The 16,984-nt window shown below is 69.1% G+C and carries 20 protein-coding genes; 11 read left to right on the top strand and 9 right to left on the bottom strand.

The window, feature by feature from the left end; genetic code table 11:
* Positions 1-15 precede the first annotated feature (15 nt).
* The 7 genes from pqqA (at position 16) to MKI84_RS14775 (ending at position 4,496) form a co-directional block, all read left to right on the top strand.
* Positions 16-132, top strand: a complete 117-nt coding sequence (gene pqqA / locus MKI84_RS14805; protein WP_342593642.1) for a pyrroloquinoline quinone precursor peptide PqqA — start codon at positions 16-18, stop codon at positions 130-132.
* 35 nt (positions 133-167) lie between these two features.
* Entirely contained in the window at positions 168-1,103 is a 936-nt protein-coding gene (pqqB, locus tag MKI84_RS14800) for a pyrroloquinoline quinone biosynthesis protein PqqB (protein WP_241620710.1), read from the top strand.
* Positions 1,100-1,861 (top strand): pyrroloquinoline-quinone synthase PqqC, encoded by a 762-nt coding sequence (pqqC, locus tag MKI84_RS14795; protein ID WP_241620709.1) that lies wholly within the window; start codon positions 1,100-1,102, stop codon positions 1,859-1,861. Before pqqB ends, pqqC begins: the two co-directional genes overlap by 4 nt.
* On the top strand, positions 1,862-2,149 hold the full coding sequence (gene pqqD, locus MKI84_RS14790; RefSeq protein ID WP_241620706.1) for a pyrroloquinoline quinone biosynthesis peptide chaperone PqqD: 288 nt from the start codon (positions 1,862-1,864) through the stop codon (positions 2,147-2,149). It abuts the gene before it with no gap.
* Entirely contained in the window at positions 2,146-3,306 is a 1,161-nt protein-coding gene (gene pqqE, locus MKI84_RS14785; protein ID WP_281063237.1) for a pyrroloquinoline quinone biosynthesis protein PqqE, read from the top strand. Before pqqD ends, pqqE begins: the two co-directional genes overlap by 4 nt.
* A 51-nt stretch (positions 3,307-3,357) precedes the next feature.
* Positions 3,358-4,050 (top strand): hypothetical protein, encoded by a 693-nt coding sequence (locus tag MKI84_RS14780; RefSeq protein WP_241620704.1) that lies wholly within the window; start codon positions 3,358-3,360, stop codon positions 4,048-4,050.
* Positions 4,051-4,184: 134 nt separating this feature from the next.
* The gene (locus MKI84_RS14775; protein WP_241620921.1) at positions 4,185-4,496 is read left to right on the top strand and encodes a hypothetical protein; all 312 of its coding nucleotides are present in this window, start codon (positions 4,185-4,187) and stop codon (positions 4,494-4,496) included.
* A 51-nt stretch (positions 4,497-4,547) separates the two neighbouring features.
* Here MKI84_RS14775 and MKI84_RS14770 read toward each other — a convergent pair whose 3' ends face one another.
* The gene (locus tag MKI84_RS14770; protein WP_241620702.1) at positions 4,548-5,426 is read right to left on the bottom strand and encodes a quinoprotein dehydrogenase-associated SoxYZ-like carrier; all 879 of its coding nucleotides are present in this window, start codon (positions 5,424-5,426) and stop codon (positions 4,548-4,550) included.
* Positions 5,427-5,819: 393 nt separating this feature from the next.
* Here MKI84_RS14770 and MKI84_RS14765 point away from each other — a divergent pair, with 393 nt between their 5' ends.
* The 4 genes from MKI84_RS14765 to MKI84_RS14750 are packed head-to-tail and all read left to right on the top strand — an operon-like array spanning position 5,820 to position 9,924.
* Complete coding sequence (locus MKI84_RS14765) at positions 5,820-6,842, top strand: patatin-like phospholipase family protein (protein ID WP_241620919.1); 1,023 nt, start codon at positions 5,820-5,822, stop codon at positions 6,840-6,842.
* A gap of 4 nt (positions 6,843-6,846) precedes the next feature.
* Complete coding sequence (locus MKI84_RS14760) at positions 6,847-8,316, top strand: GntP family permease (protein ID WP_241620700.1); 1,470 nt, start codon at positions 6,847-6,849, stop codon at positions 8,314-8,316.
* Positions 8,317-8,365: 49 nt separating this feature from the next.
* A complete protein-coding gene (gene gltS / locus MKI84_RS14755; RefSeq protein ID WP_241620699.1) occupies positions 8,366-9,571 on the top strand; it encodes a sodium/glutamate symporter in 1,206 nt (401 codons plus the stop codon).
* A 29-nt stretch (positions 9,572-9,600) separates the two neighbouring features.
* Entirely contained in the window at positions 9,601-9,924 is a 324-nt protein-coding gene (locus MKI84_RS14750; RefSeq protein ID WP_241620697.1) for a hypothetical protein, read from the top strand.
* A 78-nt stretch (positions 9,925-10,002) separates the two neighbouring features.
* Here MKI84_RS14750 and MKI84_RS14745 read toward each other — a convergent pair whose 3' ends face one another.
* From MKI84_RS14745 to MKI84_RS14710, 8 genes are all read right to left on the bottom strand, one after another.
* Positions 10,003-11,202, bottom strand: a complete 1,200-nt coding sequence (locus MKI84_RS14745) for an alpha/beta hydrolase (protein ID WP_241620695.1) — start codon at positions 11,200-11,202, stop codon at positions 10,003-10,005.
* 165 nt (positions 11,203-11,367) lie between these two features.
* Positions 11,368-13,017 carry a complex I subunit 5 family protein gene (locus MKI84_RS14740; protein ID WP_241620693.1) on the bottom strand — a complete coding sequence of 550 codons (1,650 nt, stop codon included), beginning with the start codon at positions 13,015-13,017 and terminating at the stop codon, positions 11,368-11,370.
* Positions 13,014-14,516, bottom strand: coding sequence for a complex I subunit 5 family protein (locus tag MKI84_RS14735; RefSeq protein WP_241620692.1), 1,503 nt, complete (start codon positions 14,514-14,516; stop codon positions 13,014-13,016). Before MKI84_RS14735 ends, MKI84_RS14740 begins: the two co-directional genes overlap by 4 nt.
* Positions 14,513-14,839: an NADH-quinone oxidoreductase subunit K gene (locus MKI84_RS14730; protein WP_241620690.1), complete on the bottom strand. Its 327-nt coding sequence runs from the start codon at positions 14,837-14,839 to the stop codon at positions 14,513-14,515. The genes MKI84_RS14735 and MKI84_RS14730 overlap by 4 nt, the downstream gene beginning before the upstream one ends.
* Positions 14,836-15,771 (bottom strand): hydrogenase subunit MbhD domain-containing protein, encoded by a 936-nt coding sequence (locus tag MKI84_RS14725; RefSeq protein ID WP_241620688.1) that lies wholly within the window; start codon positions 15,769-15,771, stop codon positions 14,836-14,838. Before MKI84_RS14725 ends, MKI84_RS14730 begins: the two co-directional genes overlap by 4 nt.
* Complete coding sequence (locus MKI84_RS14720; protein ID WP_241620686.1) at positions 15,768-16,076, bottom strand: monovalent cation/H(+) antiporter subunit G; 309 nt, start codon at positions 16,074-16,076, stop codon at positions 15,768-15,770. Before MKI84_RS14720 ends, MKI84_RS14725 begins: the two co-directional genes overlap by 4 nt.
* Positions 16,073-16,372 (bottom strand): MrpF/PhaF family protein, encoded by a 300-nt coding sequence (locus tag MKI84_RS14715; RefSeq protein ID WP_241620685.1) that lies wholly within the window; start codon positions 16,370-16,372, stop codon positions 16,073-16,075. The genes MKI84_RS14720 and MKI84_RS14715 overlap by 4 nt, the downstream gene beginning before the upstream one ends.
* The gene (locus MKI84_RS14710) at positions 16,365-16,907 is read right to left on the bottom strand and encodes a Na+/H+ antiporter subunit E (protein WP_241620684.1); all 543 of its coding nucleotides are present in this window, start codon (positions 16,905-16,907) and stop codon (positions 16,365-16,367) included. The genes MKI84_RS14715 and MKI84_RS14710 overlap by 8 nt, the downstream gene beginning before the upstream one ends.
* Between the last annotated feature and the right edge of the window lie 77 nt (positions 16,908-16,984).

The following is a 16,984-nucleotide window of genomic DNA, read 5'->3' as shown; positions in this document are numbered from 1 at the left end:
TCTTATGAACTTCTTATGAGATCATCAAGAGACAAAGAACGTCAGGAGGAAGAAATGGCCTGGAATACTCCTCGCATTGTGGAAGTCTGCGTCGGCATGGAAGTCAACGCCTACTATCCGGCGGACTTCTGATCGACTGACGGCGGGCCGGCGCGCGCGGCATCTCAATGCTCACCACGTCGCCCCGCCTTCGTCTTGCCATGCTCGGCTCGGCTGCCGGCGGCGGCTATCCTCAGTGGAACTGCCGGTGCCGAGTATGTGCACTCGCCTGGGAGAACGATCCGCGCGTTCGCCGCCGGACTCAAACTTCCATGGCCGTGAGCGCCGATGGCAGGAATTGGGCTCTGGTGAACTGCGCGCCGGAAATCCTTTCGCAGATCCAGGGCTTGCCGGCCCTGCACCCGAAAGCCCTGCGCCACAGCCCGGTGGCAACCGTGTTGCTGACCAATGCCGATATCGATCATGTGGCGGGTCTGCTGAGCCTCAGGGAGGCGCAGCCTTTCACGTTGCTGGCCACGCCCGCCGTGCATGACGTGCTGCGGGCAAGCGCCGCCTTCGATGTGCTGGCGCCGGAGGTTGTGGCCCGCAAGCCGGTGGAACTCGGTACCTCCTTCGATCTGGTCGAGGGCGTCGTCGCCGAGATTTTCCCCGTTCCCGGCAAGATCGCGCTTTATCTCGAAAGCGGCGACATTCGCGCTCATGGCGAGGTCCAGACCGCGATCGAAGGCGAGCAGACGATCGGCGTCGAACTGCGGGCGGGCGGGGCGCGGGTGCTGTTCATTCCCGGCTGCGCGCGCATGACCGACGCCCTGCGTGCCCGTATCGACGGCGCCGACGCCGTGCTGTTCGACGGCACGCTGTGGCGCGATGACGAGATGGTGCTGGCCGGCGTCGGCACCAAGACCGGCCGCCGCATGGGCCACATGTCCATGGACGGTGCGGAGGGCTCAATGGCCGCCTTCGCCGGGCTCAATGTCGGCCGCAAGATCTACGTGCACATCAACAATACCAACCCGGTGCTGATCGATGGCTCGGACGAGCGGCTGGCGGCCAACCGGGCGGGATGGGAAATCGCCGAAGACGGAATGGACATCGTGTTATGACCACGCTCCTCTCGCCTGCCGAACTCGAAGCGCGCCTGCGCGATGTCGGCACCCGCCGCTATCACAGCCTTCACCCGTTCCATAAGCTGCTGCACGGCGGCAAGCTCGATTTCGGTCAGGTCCAGGCCTGGGCGCTAAACCGCTATTACTATCAGGCGATGATCCCGGTGAAGGATTCCTCCGTCCTCGCCCGGATGGAGGATGCCGAGCTGCGCCGGGTCTGGCGCCAGCGCATCATCGATCATGACGGCGACCATGAAGGCGAGGGCGGCATCGCCCGCTGGCTCACGCTCACCGACAGCCTCGGGCTTCCGCGCGACTACGTGACCTCGCTGCAGGGCCTGCTGCCGGCGACGCGTTTCGCGGTCGACGCCTATGTGCATTTCGTGCGTGACAAGAGCCTCTTGGAGGCGATCGCCTCCTCGCTCACCGAGATGTTCTCGCCGGGCATCATCGGCGAGCGGGTGGCCGGGATGCTCGCCAATTACGATTTCGTCTCCAAGGACACGCTGGCCTATTTCGACAAGCGCCTGACGCAGGCGCCGCGCGATGCCGATTTCGCGCTCGATTATGTGAAGCGGCACGCCCGCACGCCGGAGCAGCAGCAGGCGGCGATCCGCGCGCTGGAGTTCAAGTGCGACGTGCTGTGGGTGCAGCTCGATGCGCTCTATTTCGCTTATGTCGATCCGAAGATGGCCTATCCCGGCGCGTTCGTGCCGAAGGAGGGCTCAGGCGCCTCCGCGCCGCGGGAGACCTGAATGGGCCAGCATTTCGCACCGACCGGCACCCCGAAGCTCGCGCGCGGCGTCCGCCTGCGCCATGACGAGGCGCGCGGCCAGTGGGTGCTGCTGGCGCCGGAGCGCGTGCTCAATCCCGATCCGGTCGCGGTGGAAATCCTGCGCCGGGTGGATGGCGAGCGCAGCATTGCCGGCATCGTCGATGAACTGGCCCAGGCGTTCACGGTTGAGCGCGAACGGGTCGAGGCCGATGTCGACGACTTCCTCAAGGGCCTCGTCGACAAGGGCATGGTGGAGGTTTCGGGATGAACGTCGCGACCCCCTCGCTCGCGGATCTCGCCGGGCAGGCCAAGGCGCTGGTGCGCCCCAAGCCGCCCGCGCCCTATGGCATGCTGGCCGAGCTGACGCATCGCTGCCCCCTGCAATGCCCATATTGCTCGAACCCGGTCGAACTCGACCGGCGCAATGTCGAACTCGACACCGCGACCTGGCTGCGGGTGTTCGAGGAGGCGGCGAAGCTCGGCGTGCTTCAGGTGCATCTGTCCGGCGGCGAGCCGACGGCGCGGCGCGATCTTGAGGCGATGATCCGTCATTGCGTGGAGGTCGGGCTCTACACCAACCTGATCACCGCCGGCGTCGGCGTCACCGCGGAGCGGCTGCAAAGCCTCGCCGATGCCGGTGTCGACCATGTGCAGCTCTCCTTCCAGGGCGCGGACGCGGCGATGACCGCCCATGTCTCGAACATGAAGGACGCGTTCGAGCGCAAGCTGGCCGTCGCCCGCGAGGTGCGCCGGCTCGGCCTGCCGCTCACGGTGAACGCGGTGGTGCACCGCGCCAATATCCACCAGATCCCGGATTTTCTCGAACTGGCGCAGCGGCTCGGCGCGCGGCGCATCGAGATCGCCCACGCGCAATATTACGGCTGGGCGCTGCGCAACCGCGCCGCGCTGATGCCGACGCGCGAGCAGGTGTTCAAGGCGCTGGAGATCGTGGACGAGGCACGGGTGCGCCTCGACGGCATCCTGACCATCGACGCCGTGGTGCCGGATTATTATGCCAAATATCCCAAGCCCTGCATGAATGGCTGGGGCCGGCAGTCGCTCAACGTCACGCCGTCCGGCAAGGTCCTGCCGTGCCACGCCGCCGAGACCATTCCCGGCCTCGATTTCTGGAACGTCGCTGAGCATTCGCTCAGCGAGATCTGGCTGGACTCACCGGCCTTCAACGCCTTCCGCGGAACGGACTGGATGCCGGAGCTGTGCCAGTCCTGCGAGCGCAAGGAGAAGGACTGGGGCGGCTGCCGCTGCCAGGCCATGGCGATCGCTGGCGATGCCAGCGCCACCGATCCGGCCTGCCACAAATCCCCGCTCCACGCCCATCTGCTGGCGCTGGCCGAGGAGGACGCGGCGGCGGGCGTGGACCAGTATGATTACCGGCGCTTCACGGTGCCGGAGACGTCGCAGTAATCGGCCGAGACCATAAAAACAGCCGGCCGAGCAGGGAGAGATGACCCGTCCATGAAATCGCTCGCTTTCGGGCTCTGTGCCCTATTGCTCGCCGGCGGCTCCGCGATTGCGGACCCGTCCGCCACGAAACTGTTCTTCGATACGCCCTATCTGTCGAATGTCGCGCCGGGTACGCGCATCGATTACGCCTATCACCACAAGACCGACGAAGCGAAGCTCGGCGAGAGCTTCGACGAGACGCTGGCGATGAACGTCACCGCCGAGCCGAGCGATCCCGCCCGGCGCGTCGCCGAGGTCGACATCACCCGCGGCGAGCGTCATGCCGAGGCCGGACCGTTCCCGACGCTGAACGGCAACCCGGTCTCGCTGATCCTGCTGGAGCGTGACGTCAAGGAGATGGCGCAGCTGTCCAAGGGCAGCCCGTTCTACCTGCGCAACCGGGTCCGCGACCACATCGCGACCGGCAAGGTCGAGCCGGCGCGGATCGATTTCGACGGCCGCGCCGTCGAGGGCTGGAAGCTGACCATGACGCCCTTCGCCGACGATCCCAACAAGGACAAGCTGCTGGAGCTGGCGGGCCGGCGCTACGAATTCCTGTTCTCAGAGGCGATTCCCGGCGGGCTTTATTCCATCACCGTGGTGACGCCCAAGGCCGATGGCAGCGGCAACCTGATCGAGACCAGCCTGACGCTGACCGGCACCGGCCCTGCCGCGACGGCGGCGAAAGAGGGAGCGCCCAAATGAACCCGTTCTTCAGGCGCCTCGTCCTTCTCGCCCTGTGCGCCGCGCCGCTCGCGGCGCTGCCGGGCGCTTCGCTGCGCGCGCAGGGCGGGGCGAACACCGTGGCCGGGCCGGCAGGTCCGATCACCGGCCAAAGCATGAACCCGGCGCAGGGAGCGGCGGCGGGCCTGATCAATGATTACCCCACCGTCGCCCGCGCCGATTACGTGTTCGGCTGCATGGCGGCGAACGGGCAGACCCGGCAGGCGCTGGAGAAATGCTCCTGCTCGATCGACACCATCGCCACCATCCTGCCCTATGAGAAATATGTCGAGGCCGAGACCATCCTGTCGGTCGGGCAGGTGGCGGGGCAGTCCTCGGAACTGTTCCGCAACACGGCGATGTTCCGCGACATCGTGGCGGACCTGCGCCGCGCGCAGGCCGAAGCCGAGTTCACCTGCTTTCGCTGAGGCGGGCTCCCGGATCGGCCTGCCGCCGTCCGGGATGACGGCGCGCAGGCCTCAACCCGCCGGCTTGAGTTCGCCCTCGAACTTGCGGCCCTCAGTGTCGGCGGCCTCGACCTGAAGCGCGCCGCCGGTAGGCTCGTAGGAAAAGCGGATCGCCGGATCCTCGCTCAGCGAGATGCCGCCCTGCATCGAAAACACCAGCTCCTCGCCCTGCTTCACCACGATGTCGTCGACGAACATGGCGGGCGTGTAGAGCCGCGTGATCGGGTCGATCTGCAGGCCGGAATAGTTGGGGTGGCGGATCATGAGCTGGATGCGCGAGACGCGGTTCGCCTGAGTGGCGTCGCCCGTCTGGCCGTCATTGGCCACGCGCAGCTTCATCTGGCCGATATTCTTCAGCGCCGCTTCCTCGTCCTTCATCGCCGGGGCGGAACAGCCGCCGGACGCCTTCACATAGCTTTCCGCCATGTGCAGCCCGCCGTCGCTGGTCTCGGCGATGGCGCGGACATAGCTGTAGCTGTTGACCCGCAGCCGCGTGCCGAGGGCGATATCGTGGCGCGCGCCGCCGAAGGTGAAGGTGGCGGCGACCGGGGCCGGGTTCTCGTCCACGATCAGGGTCAGCTTGGCGATGGTGCGTGGGTCGCCCGCCGGCAGCATCACCTCGACGTCGATCGGCACCATGGCCGCGTCCTCGGCGCGCTTGGGGGCCGTCAGCCGCACCAGCGGGCTCTGGGCCTCGATGGTGCGCTCGCCGAACACGTCGGGGCGCAGCGACAGCCAGGTGGCGTCGGCGCCCGCCTCCTGCGCGGCGGCGGCGGTGGAGGCGAGGCACAAGGCTGCCAGCGCGATCGGCCAGGCGAGGCGCAGGGGACGGCGGATTTCCGGCAGATGCGGCAGATGGATGTCCGGCAAATGAAAATCTGGGCGGTGCATGGCGTTGCTCCCGGGCATGTACCGGGTCTTTGGCCGCCCGGCTGACCAGCTTATCATACACCATGGCGGCGTGGATTGCAGGTCACGTGATGGCGATCCCCCCGCGGCGGGCCGGATCGGCGCCAGCGGGCGAGGACCTGAAGCAAAGCCTCGGGACGCAGGGCAAATCCGGGCGCCGCCTCAGGCACCAAATCCGGCCTGGGCTGCACCTATGTCTTATTTTCGTTGGAGTCGGCTGGTGGTACTCGCACCTATATGGGTACCCTGCGCGCGACCTCACCCTGAAGGGACGACATGTCGACACCCAAGCCCGCCGCCTTCCGCCCCGCTTCGCCGTCCCCGGACAAGGCAACCGCCGCGCCAGCGGCAGAGGCGGGAGAGGCCGCGGCGGAGATGACGGACCGCACGCCGGTCCTCGTCGACCTCGCCCTCCAGGGCGGCGGCTCCCATGGCGCCTTCACCTGGGGCGTGCTGGACCGTTTCCTTGAGGAACCGTGGCTGAAGATCGACGGCATCTCCGGCACCTCGGCCGGCGCCATGAACGCGGCCGTGCTCGCCCACGGCTTCACCCGAGGCGGGGCGGAAGGCGCGCGCGAGGCGCTGCGCAGCTTCTGGACCAAGGTGTCGGAGGCCGCGCGCTACAGCCCGTTCCAGCGCGGGCCGGTGGACCGCATGCTCGGGCGATGGACGCTGGATTCCTCGCCCGTCTTCGTGGCGATGGACCTGATTTCCCGGCTCTATTCGCCCTATGATCTCAATCCCGGCGGCTCCAATCCGCTGCGCTCCATCCTTGAGGAACTGATCGACTTCGAGGCGCTGAAGCTCTCGCCGATCCGCCTCTTCATTACCGCCACCAGCGTGCGCACCGGGCGGGGCAAGGTGTTTCGCAACGGCGACATCACGCCGGACGTGCTGTTGGCCTCCGCCTGCCTGCCGACCATGTTCCAGGCGATCGAGATCGATGGCGAGAGCTATTGGGATGGCGGCTATGCCGGCAACCCGACCATGACGCCGCTGGTGCGCGAGCTGGATTCCGACGACACCATCCTCATCCCGATCAACCCGATCGAGCGCGATGGGGTGCCCGACACGGCGCGCGACATTCTCAGCCGGCTGAACGAGGTCTCGTTCAATGCCGTGCTGCTGAAGGAGCTGCGCATGATGGCGCTCATGCGCCAGGTCGCCGATCCCGGCCACACCGAGGGCGCGCTCTGGGCCAAGATGCGCATCCATATGGTGCACAACAAGGTGATGGGTTCGCTGGGCTATTCGTCCAAGCTCAATGCCGAGCAGGACTTCCTCGACATGCTCCACCGCGAGGGGCGCGACGCGGCTTCCAAGTTCCTCAGCAAGCACGGCGACGACATCGGCAAGCGCTCGACGCTCGACATCGATCAACTCATCGAGGGGGTGTGAGCAGATGGAGGGCAACGCGCTCGGGCTTCTCGGCATCCTTGCCGGTCTCGGCCTTCTGATCTTCTTCGCCTTTCGCGGCTGGAGCGTATTGCTGCTGGCGCCGATCGGCGCGCTGGTGGCCGCCGCCTTCGCCGGCGAGCCGCTGCTGGCGAGCTGGACCCAGACCTTCATGGAGAGCGCCGCGCGCTTCGTCGCGCAGTTCTTCCCGCTGTTCCTGCTCGGCGCGCTGTTCGGCAAGATCATGGACGACAGCGGTTCGGTGACCACCATCGCCCGCTACATGACCGAGAAGCTCGGCACCGAGCGCGCCGTGCTCGCAGTAGTGCTGGCCGGTGCGCTGGTGACCTATGGCGGCGTCAGCCTGTTCGTCGCCTTCTTCGTGCTGGCGCCGATGGGGCTCGCTCTGTTCCGCGCCGCGAACATTCCGCGCCGGCTGATGCCGGCTGCTATCGCGCTCGGCACCTCGACCTTCACCATGTCCGCCCTGCCGGGCACGCCGTCGATCCAGAACGCGATCCCCATGCCGTTCTTCGGCACCACGCCTTTCGCGGCGCCCGGGCTCGGCATCATGGCCTCCGTCATCATGCTGGCCTTCGGCCTGTGGTGGCTGAGGCGCGTGGAAGCGAAGGCGCGCCTTGCCGGCGAGGGCTTCGGCGACGACGTGCCGGCGCCGGTGGACGCGGCGGCGGACGATCCGATCGTGCGCGAGCGGGCGACCACCGCCCACGAGTTCGACCCGGCGGAAATCCATAACGGCATGCACGCCTTTTCCGAGCCGCCGATCGTGCTCGCCGCCCTGCCGCTCATCGTGGTGGTGGTGGTCAATCTGCTGATGTCGATGCTGATCCTGCCGGCCATGGACGTTTCGTTCCTTGCCGAGGAGCGCTGGGGCGGCATCTCGCTCTCGGCCGTGGGCGGCGTGTGGTCGGTGGCGACCGCGCTGCTGGCGGCGATCCTCACCGCGCTCGCCATCAACTGGCGGCGCCTGCCCTCGAAGCGCTCGACCATCGATGCCGGCGCCAATGCGTCGGTGCTGCCGATCTTCTCGGTGGCGAGCCTGGTCGGCTTCGGCGCGGTGGTGGCCGCGCTGCCGGCCTTCGAGCTGGTGCGGCAATGGGTGCTGGGCATCGAGGGCGGGCCGCTGGTGTCGCTCGCCATCGCGACCAACATCCTCGCCGCGCTCACCGGTTCGGCCTCCGGCGGCCTGACCATCGCGCTCGACTCGCTCGGCCCGACCTACATGAAGATCGCCGCCGAGATCGGCCTCGATCCTGCACTCCTGCACCGCGTGGCGGTGATCGGCTCCGGCACGCTGGACAGCCTGCCGCATAATGGTGCCGTGGTGACTTTGCTCGCGGTATGCGGCACAACGCACAAACAGAGCTATTTCGATATCGTCATGGTGGGCATTGTCGGCGCGATCGTCGCGCTGGTGGCGGTGATCATGGTCGGCTCCGCCGTCGGGTCGTTCTGAGCCTCCGGCGCCGCTCCACCCTTCAGACGATCGACCAATGCGAGAGACCATGACCAGCATTCAGACGCCGGGCCTGCTGAGTTTCACCATCGCCATCCTGGTGTTCTTCGCCGGTGCCGGCCTCAATCGGGCGATCGAGCCGCTGCGGCGCTTCAACATCCCCGAGGCGGTGACGGGTGGCATGCTCGCGGCGCTGGTGACGCTGATCGCCTATGAGTTCTTCGACGTCGAGATCAGCTTCGCGCTGGAAGCGCGCGACATGCTGCTGCTGTATTTCTTCACCGGCATCGGCCTCAACGCCAAGCTGGACGACCTGATTTCCGGCGGCCGTCCGCTTCTGGTGCTGCTTGTGCTGACACTGGTCTATCTGGTGCTGCAGAACTTCATTGCCGCGACCAGCGTGGCGGTGCTCGGCCTGCCGCAGGGGCTGACCGTGTTCCTTGGCTCGGCCTCGCTGATCGGCGGCCACGGCACCACCATTGCCTGGGCGCCGCTGATTTCCCAGCGCTTCGGGATCGCCAACGCGCTCGAAGTCGGCATCGCGGTGGCGACGCTCGGCCTTGTGGTGGCGAGCCTTGTCGGCGGCCCGATCGCCAGTTTCCTGCTCAAGCGCCATCAGCTCAAGGGCCCGCGCGCCGAGGATGCGGTGGTCGGCCTTCCCGACCGGCTGGAGGACCGCCAGCGTGACGACATGAGCCATGTCGCCCTGCTGCGCACGGTCCTCGTGCTGAACGTCACCATCCTGATCGCCTTCGTGCTGGAAGGGCTGATCGAGAGGCTGCCGATCAAGCTGCCGATGTTCGTGGTGTGCCTGCTGGTCGGCATCGTGCTGACCAATACCGTGCCGCGCCTGTTCCCGCGCATGGTCTGGCCGACGCGCACCCGCGCGCTGGCGCTGGTCTCCGACCTGTCGCTGAACGTGTTCCTGGCGATGTCGCTGATGAGCATGCAGCTCTGGACGCTGGGCGGGCTCGGCATCGCGCTGGTCATCGTGCTGGCGATCCAGACCGTGGCGGCGGTGGCCTACATCATCTTCGTGGTGTTCCCGACCATGGGGAAGAACTACGAGGCGGCGGTCATCTCCGCCGGCTTCACCGGCATCTCGCTCGGCGCCACGCCGACCGCCATCGCCAACATGACGGCGGTGACCAAGGCGCATGGCGCGGCCGCGCGGGCCTTCATCATTTTGCCGCTGGTGTCCGCCTTCTTCATCGATATCGCCAACGCCGCCATCATCGGCTTCCTGGCCCGCTGACCGTCCCCGTGACCTGAGAGACACCGCCGATGCTGTCCCGCCGCTCCCTGCTCAAGGCCCTGTTCTCCGCCGCTGCCATTCCGCTGGCGGCCGGCCTCTCCAGCGAGGCCGAGGCGCAATATTACGGCCCGCGCGGCGCTCCGCCGCCGCCGCGCCGCGAGCCGCGCCCCCCGGCGCGCCGGGGCTATACCTGGGTGCCCGGCCATTGGAACTGGCGCCGCGGCCCCGGCTGGGTATGGCAGTCCGGCCATTGGGAGGAAAACCGTCGCGGCTTCGTCTATGCCGGGCCGCGCTGGGTGCTGCGCCGTGGCCAGTGGGTCTATGAGCCCGGCCGCTGGGTGCGCCAGCGCTGACCGGCGCCGGATCACGCCGCCGAGTAACAAGGCCGGGATGTCCTCCCGGCCTTCGTCATATTCAGAAGCGCGCACTCGTCAGGGCTGCGTGCCGGGCTCGCTCACGGTCTCGTTCACCGAGCGGCCGAGCTGCTGCATCTGGCCCTCATAGCTGCGCCGCGTCTTCGGGTCGAACACCGCGATCGGCGCGCTGATGGCAAGGCCCGCCGCGCTGCCGACCGTCTGGCCGACGCCCATCGCCGCCGCGCCGATGCGGTCGCCGAGGCTCACCTCCGAGTCGGTCACGGTCTGCCCGTTCACCAGCCGTGTGCCGATGAGTTGCACCACCTCCGGCGAGGAGGCGAAGACGCCGTGATTCAGCGTCTCGTCGGTGCGGACCCTGGTCAGGTCGACCACGAAGATGCCGGCCTTGGTCAGTTCGGCATAATGGTCGTCGGCGTTGATCTGGCCGAGACGCTCGACATTGCCGGCGATGCGCCGCGAGACCTGAAGCGCCCGGTCATTCTGCGAGACGAAGAGGGTGAAGCGCGCGGACGGCCGGTTCAGCGCCATCCACTGGGTGGTGAACACGTCGACGTCGACATCGGGCGAGGCGAGGATGACGTTGGTGATCTTCTTCGGCAGGCTGCCGCGCCGGATCGCCATCTGGCGCAGCCCTTCCATGGCGAGCCACGCGCCCATGGAATGGGCCATGATCGTCACGTCCTTGACGTCCGGGTCGTTCGCGACCTCCCACACCACCTGCTCGAAGGCGTCGCGCGAGAAGATCGTGCTTTCGCGGTCGAACAGATAGTCGAACACCCGCGCCCGCGAGGGCCAGGTGAACAGCACCGGCGCCACCTCGGCCCCGGAATCATGGGTGATCTGGGCGAAGCGGTAGACCGCATCCTCGAAACGGTTGTTGAAGCCGTGCACGAAGATCATCACGCGCTTGCTCGGCGGCAGGTGCTCGCGCAGCCAGGAGCGCGCGGCGTTCTTGCCGTCCAGCGGCTTGACCGCGATGGTGGCGAAATCGGTCATCGGGTTCGCCGGCAGGCTGCGCGGCCATTGCACCTGACCGATCTGCCGGTTCGCGTCCGGGGGGATCGAGATATCGAAGGCCGAGAGCGAGACGCCGGAGCCGCGCTCGCCGGTGTAGCGTACGTTCGGGTCGTCCGACGGCGCGCGGGTGGTCGCGACCAGCATGTTGACTTCGGTGGCGTCGGGGTTGGTCTGCGCCACGGGGCCGAGCACGCCATTCGGCCGGCCCGCACAGGCGGCCACGGCCAGGCACAGCACGGCTGCCGCGACGGCGCGGGTCCAGCGCCGGGCGCTCCCCGCTGTGCATTGTGGTCCGGCGTGCAACACCTTGACGCTACCCTGGTCTGAACAAGCCTGCCCGACGGCACGTCGCCGCCCCTCTCGTTACAGGCTCCGCGCCTGTCCCTCAAGCATTGCGACCTCTCACCCGGCCCGGAGGGGTCCGATTCCCGCGGAGAGTTGCAGCGCGGCACCAAGCAGGAGGATCACCAGAACCAGCAGCGCCCCCGCCACCGGCCAGCGCCGGATCAGCTCGTCGAGCCGCTCGGCGCCGGCACTCGCCTGCCGTGCCAAGGGCACCAGCGCCTCGCCGAGAACCACGGCATCGCCTTCCGGAATGCGCGGCAGCCGGCCACCCAGACGCCGAAGCGGCAGGTACAGCGCGGCGCCGAGCAGCATGGGCCACGCGGCCTTCCAGAGCGCGGAAGGAGCGATCAGCGCGCCATAGCCGGCGCCGCTCGCCACCGGAAACAGCACCCAGAGCGCCACGAGCGAACTTGCCGCCACCGCGAGCCAGGGGGCGAGCAGGGCGGTGCCCGCCGGCTTGGCATCCGGCGCACGGGCGAGGCGACGCAGGAAATGCAGCATCAGCAGCGTGCTTCCCGTCGCCGAGAGCGTGACCAGCAGCAGGGCAAAGCCGTCGCCGAACAGGTCCTTCACCGCATATTTCGCCAGCATGCCGCTGGTGAAGGGCAGGCCGGCGAGGCTGAGCGCCAGCAGCGCCATGATCGCCCGCTGCCACGGCAGGGCGCGCCCCGCCGCCACCCCGACCCCGAGGAACAGCGCGCCTTTCACCAGCAGGTGGTGCAGCGCGTAATAGGCGGCGAGCGTGCCGGTCCGCGTGTCGCCGAGCGCGAGCCCGGCGCCGAGCACCGCCGCGATCACCCCCATCTGGCTGACGGTGGAATAGGCGAGCACCACCTTGGGGTGGTGCTGCGTCACCCCGACCGCGACCGCATAGAAAGCGGTGAACAGGCCGAGCGCGACCAGCACCGTCCCGGCGGTCTCCAGCCCCGCCTCGAAAGGCAGGAAGCGGATCAACCCGATCACGCCCGCCTTGACGATGATGCCGCTGAGCGCCGCCGAGGCTGGCATCGGCGCGACAGGGTGGGCAAGCGGCATCCAGACATGCAGCGGCACCAATCCCATTTTCAGGGCGAAGCCGAGAATGAGCAGGGTGAGGATCGCCCCGCGCCAGGGCGAGGTCGGCAGCCGCGCCACGGCTTCCGCGATCATCGGGTTGCCGGCCGCTTCCCCGGTCGCCAGCATGACGAAGGCCAGCAGCAGGAAGGCTTCGCCAAGCAGCGCCAGCACCATGTAGAGGGTCGCCGCGCGGCCGGCGGCGGGCGTGCGCTCATGGGCGACGAGGCCATAGGCGGCAAGGCTCGCCAGCGAGAAGGCGAGGTAGAAGCTGGCAAGGTCCGCCACCAGGAACAGCGCGAGGCTGCCGGCCATGGTCGCCAGCCACCAGGCAGCGAAGCCGGTGCGGCGGGCATCCCTGGCCATGTAGCTCGCGGCATAGAGGCCGGCGAGGCTCCACAGCAGCGCGGCTCCGCCCAGCAGCATGGCGCCGGGCAGGTCCAGCGCCAGCGTCAGCCGCAGCGGATCGGGCGCCAGCACCAGCGCGCCCCCGGGCGCCAGCAGCGCGGCGAGCAATGCCGGCAGCGGCGCGAAGGGCAGCAGCCTCATCAGCCGCGCGCGAGGCCCGCGCCACAATGCGCTCGCCAGCAGCGCCAGCGGCAGGCCCGGCGCGGCGGCGAGCAGGAGCCCGGCGAGGTTCAGGCTCCCGCTCATGGCAAGACCTCGCGACCGATGCCGAGCAAAGCGAAGGGCTGGAGCGGCACGAAGCCGAGCGCCACCGCCACCAGGGCGAGCGCCAGCACCACGAGTTGCCGGGCGAGCGGGGAGGGCGGGCCGCCGGCCTCGCCCGCGGGTCCGTCCGCCATCGCCGCGCCGAGCACGCGGAACACATAGCCCGCCGCCAGCATGCCGCCGGCAAGGATCACGGCGGCGATCCACCATTGCCCGCTCGCCGCCGCGGCGCTCAGCAGCAGCAGCTTGGCATTGAAGCCCCCGCTCGGCGGCAGGCCCATCAGCGACAGCCCCGCCAGCGCGAAGGCGGCGACGGCCACCGGCAGGCGCCGCGCGAGCCCGGCGAACTCGCCGATCCGGTCATGGCCAAGCGTCTCGGCGATCAGCCCGGCGGCGAGGAACATCGCGGCCTTGGCGAAGGCGTGCGAGACCAGTTGCAGCACGCCGCCGGTCCAGCCGATGGTCTCCCAGAAGGCGAGCGGACCCGCCGCCAGCGGGAACATCAGGAACAGGTAGCCGATCTGCGCCACCGTGGAATAGGCGATCAGCAGCTTCAGCCGCGCCTGCCGCAGCGCGACGAGCGAGCACAAAAGGATCGCCCCCGCGCCCAGCGCCGCCAGCAACTGCCCCGCCAGCGGGCTCGGCAGCGGCGGCAGCAGGTCGAACCACAGCCGCAGGATGAGGAAGAACGGCGCCTTCACCACCAGCGCGGAGAGCACCGCGCTCGCGGCCGGTGGCGCGCCGGCATGGGCGGGCGGCAGCCACAGATGCAGCGGAAACAGCGAGGCCTTGGCCATCAACCCCACCGTCATCATCGCCACCGCCGCCAGCGTCACCGGATCGGCCTGCACCAGTTCGTGCAGCAGCCCGATGTCGAGCACGCCATAGCGGCCATAGATCAGCGCCACGCCGAGCAGATAGAGCACCGAGCCGAGCAGGGCGAACAGCAGGTAGCGCAGCGCCGCGTGCAGCGTCGCCGTGCGCCCGTCGAGGCACACCAGCGTCACCGCGCTGAAGGTGAGCAGCTCCAGCGCCACGAAGAAATTGAACAGGTCCTCGCCGAGAAAGACGAGGTTGAGCGCGCTCCACATCGCCATCAGCATCGACCAGAAGGTGAAGGGCGCCCGCGTGTCGCCGGCGATGCCCTCCGGCGTGCGGAACTGGCGCTGCGAGAACAGCGCCGCGGCAAGGATGATCACGGCGGAGAGCACCAGCATCACCGCCGACAGCCCGTCCGCCCGCAGCCTCAGCCCGAGCGGGGGCTCCCAGTCGCCCAGCGTGTAGTGCAGCGCCTGTCCGCCGGTCCACACCTCGACGAGGACCGCCACCGCCAGCGCGACGCCGAGCGGCACCGCGACGCGGGCGACGCGCTCGGGATGCAGGCCGCGCAGGCCGAGCATGGCGCACAGGCCGAGGATCGGCAGCAGCACCGCGAGCACGAGGAGGAGGCTGGCCGCATCGTTGACCGGAACGGGCATCATGGCTCGTCCTTCCCGCCGTCTTCGGGCTCGTTCTCGGCATCCGAGATCTTCAGCAGCAGTGTCGCCGCGAGCGCCGTGGCGGAGAAGGCGACGACGATGCCGGTGATGACGATGGCCTGCGGCACCGGATCGCCGTCCAGCCCCGCCGCCGCGCCGCGCCGGCCGATCACGCCGAACAGGATGAACACGCCGCTGCCGAGAATGTTGAAGGCCAGCAGCTTGCGCAGGGCGTCGGGCAGCACGATCAGCCCATAGAGCCCGATGCCCACCATGCCGGAGGCGCACAGCCCGAACAGGGTGGCGGCAGAGACGAGGGGCGTCATCGGCGCGGCAGCCTTTCCGCCGGCCCCGCCACCATCAGCGCCAGCGCCGCCACGATGGAGACCGCTAGCGCCGCCTCGATCAGGATGATCAACGGCTTGGCGAAGGCGTCGGGGTAGGCGAGGAAGCCGTCGGCCCACCAGAGGCCGGCGAAGCCGATGGCGAGGAACACCAGCGGCCCGGCGACCAGCGCGGCGCGCAGGCCGCGCGCCCCGGTGCGCGGTGGCGGGGCGAGGCCCGCCATCATCGCCAGCAGCCACATGGCGGCAAGGATGGTGCTCGCCTGAAATTTGCCGCCCGGCTCGTCCGCCCCGATCCAGAACAGGTAGCCCGCGATGACGATGCCGAAGGGCGGCAGCACGCGGGCGAGGAACACCAGCGCCGGGGAGGGCGGCCCGGTGCGCCACGCCGCCGGCTCCCCGCCCCAGAACCGGTCCGCGCCCAGAGACCACACCCCGATCAGCGCCAGCAGCAGCACGATGATCTCAAGGAAGGTGTCGAGCGCGCGATAGGCCAGCAGCACGGCGGTGACCGGATTGCCGAGGCCGGTACGGCCAATCGGCTCCATGGCGGCGGCGGCGAGCGAGGGCGCGGGATCGGGCAAGGCGAGCACCAGCGCCATCAGGGCGAGGCTCACCCCGGCGCACAGCACGCCGGCGATCCAGCGCGTCGCAAGGCCCGGCGGGGCGCTCATGCCACGGATCGAGCCGAGCCGGGCCGATACCCGCAGCAGCAGCACGCCGGTCGCCCCGCCCCCGATGGCGGCTTCCGTCAGCGCCACGTCGACGGCGGCCAGCCTTATCCACACCAGCGCCAGCAGCAGCCCATAGGCGATGAAGCCGAACACCGCCGCCCGGCGCTCGCGCACCGTGACGATCCAGCCGGCGGTGAGCAGCACCAGCAGCGTCAGCAGCAGGGCGAAAGGCTCGCTCATGGCGCCTCCTCGCGCGTTTCCTCCGGCTGGCGCTTGGCGAGCCCGGCGAGGAGCTGGCTGGCGCCGGCGCTGGCGATCTGCACCAGCACCCAGATGAACACCAGCTTCAGCCCGGCCAGCACGCTGCCAAGCTGCGGCAGCAGGCCGAGCACCACGAGCCCGAGCCCGAGATTGTCGGCCTTGGTCAGGGCGTGCAGCCGGGTCAGCGTGTCGGGAAAGCGCAGCAGCCCGACCGTGCCGGCGAAAAAGAAGAACACGCCCGCGCTCACCGCCAGAATGGTGAACAGGTCGGCGAGGAGGCTCATGGCGCGCCCTCCCGCTTGCCGGGCGTCCGCAGGCTTCGCGAGGCGAGCCGGCCGGATTTCAGGCTCATGGTGGCGGCGGCGAAGGCGGCGAGCAAAGTGAGCACCAGCGCGACGTCGACGATCGCCGGCGCGTCGGCGGCGGTCGCCGCCAGCAGGCAGATCGCCGCGCCGGAGGAGCCGAGAAGCTGCGCCGCCATCATCCGGTCCACCGGCGCCGGGCCGCGCAGCAGCGCCAGCATGCCCAGCGTCATCATCAGCGCGACCAGCATGGCGGCGCCGAGCAGGAATTCAGCCATCGGAGCGCCTCCCGGGCATAGGTGTCCTCGATGGCAGCGTGATCCCGGCGGCGCGTGCGAACGCCGCCTCTTCCGCCGCGAAGACCGCCAGCACATCCGCGTCGGTGTCGAGGCAATGGATGAGGAAGCCGTCGCGCGCCTCGTCCTCGGTCGGCAGCGTGCCGGGCTGGAGACTCATGATCGCACGGAACGCATCGCGCGCCGGGCCGTGCGGCAGGCGCACGGAATAGAACAGCAGGCCGGGGCGCAGCGCCAGGCGCGGGGAGAGCGCGCGGCGGGCGACATCGACGCCCGCGACCAGCGAGCCCCACAGGAAGCGCAGCGCGAGCCGCGCCAGCGCCGCGAGGTTGAGCCGCGTGGCCATGGGCGGCTGTAGGCGCAGGCTCGCCCAGGTCGCTGCAAGCGCGGTCAGCACGCCCGCCGGCAGGTCCGCGCGGCGCCCGCCGGTGAGCGCGAGCCAGACGCACAGGAACATCGCCGCCCGAAAGGCAACGCTGGCGAGCCGGTAGCGCTCTTCTGTCCTGCCGCGAGCCACGCCGCCTTCCACATTGTGCCGAGGCCTCACTTATGGTGCCATGGTGCGAGCCGCGCAATACGCGCCTCATGAAGCCC

The organism is Ancylobacter gelatini (assembly GCF_022601675.1).
Lineage (GTDB): Bacteria > Pseudomonadota > Alphaproteobacteria > Rhizobiales > Xanthobacteraceae > Ancylobacter > Ancylobacter gelatini.
This window is presented reverse-complemented; position numbering and strand designations above follow the sequence as displayed.

Coding starts and splice junctions, on each gene's coding strand:
- pqqA (WP_342593642.1), top strand. CDS start 16: ATGAGATCATCAAGAGACAAAGAACGTCAGGAGGAAGAAATGGCCTGG.
- pqqB (WP_241620710.1), top strand. CDS start 168: ATGCTCACCACGTCGCCCCGCCTTCGTCTTGCCATGCTCGGCTCGGCT.
- pqqC (WP_241620709.1), top strand. CDS start 1,100: ATGACCACGCTCCTCTCGCCTGCCGAACTCGAAGCGCGCCTGCGCGAT.
- pqqD (WP_241620706.1), top strand. CDS start 1,862: ATGGGCCAGCATTTCGCACCGACCGGCACCCCGAAGCTCGCGCGCGGC.
- pqqE (WP_281063237.1), top strand. CDS start 2,146: ATGAACGTCGCGACCCCCTCGCTCGCGGATCTCGCCGGGCAGGCCAAG.
- MKI84_RS14780 (WP_241620704.1), top strand. CDS start 3,358: ATGAAATCGCTCGCTTTCGGGCTCTGTGCCCTATTGCTCGCCGGCGGC.
- MKI84_RS14775 (WP_241620921.1), top strand. CDS start 4,185: ATGAACCCGGCGCAGGGAGCGGCGGCGGGCCTGATCAATGATTACCCC.
- MKI84_RS14770 (WP_241620702.1), bottom strand. CDS start 5,426: ATGCACCGCCCAGATTTTCATTTGCCGGACATCCATCTGCCGCATCTG.
- MKI84_RS14765 (WP_241620919.1), top strand. CDS start 5,820: ATGACGGACCGCACGCCGGTCCTCGTCGACCTCGCCCTCCAGGGCGGC.
- MKI84_RS14760 (WP_241620700.1), top strand. CDS start 6,847: ATGGAGGGCAACGCGCTCGGGCTTCTCGGCATCCTTGCCGGTCTCGGC.
- gltS (WP_241620699.1), top strand. CDS start 8,366: ATGACCAGCATTCAGACGCCGGGCCTGCTGAGTTTCACCATCGCCATC.
- MKI84_RS14750 (WP_241620697.1), top strand. CDS start 9,601: ATGCTGTCCCGCCGCTCCCTGCTCAAGGCCCTGTTCTCCGCCGCTGCC.
- MKI84_RS14740 (WP_241620693.1), bottom strand. CDS start 13,017: ATGAGCGGGAGCCTGAACCTCGCCGGGCTCCTGCTCGCCGCCGCGCCG.
- MKI84_RS14735 (WP_241620692.1), bottom strand. CDS start 14,516: ATGATGCCCGTTCCGGTCAACGATGCGGCCAGCCTCCTCCTCGTGCTC.
- MKI84_RS14730 (WP_241620690.1), bottom strand. CDS start 14,839: ATGACGCCCCTCGTCTCTGCCGCCACCCTGTTCGGGCTGTGCGCCTCC.
- MKI84_RS14725 (WP_241620688.1), bottom strand. CDS start 15,771: ATGAGCGAGCCTTTCGCCCTGCTGCTGACGCTGCTGGTGCTGCTCACC.
- MKI84_RS14720 (WP_241620686.1), bottom strand. CDS start 16,076: ATGAGCCTCCTCGCCGACCTGTTCACCATTCTGGCGGTGAGCGCGGGC.
- MKI84_RS14715 (WP_241620685.1), bottom strand. CDS start 16,372: ATGGCTGAATTCCTGCTCGGCGCCGCCATGCTGGTCGCGCTGATGATG.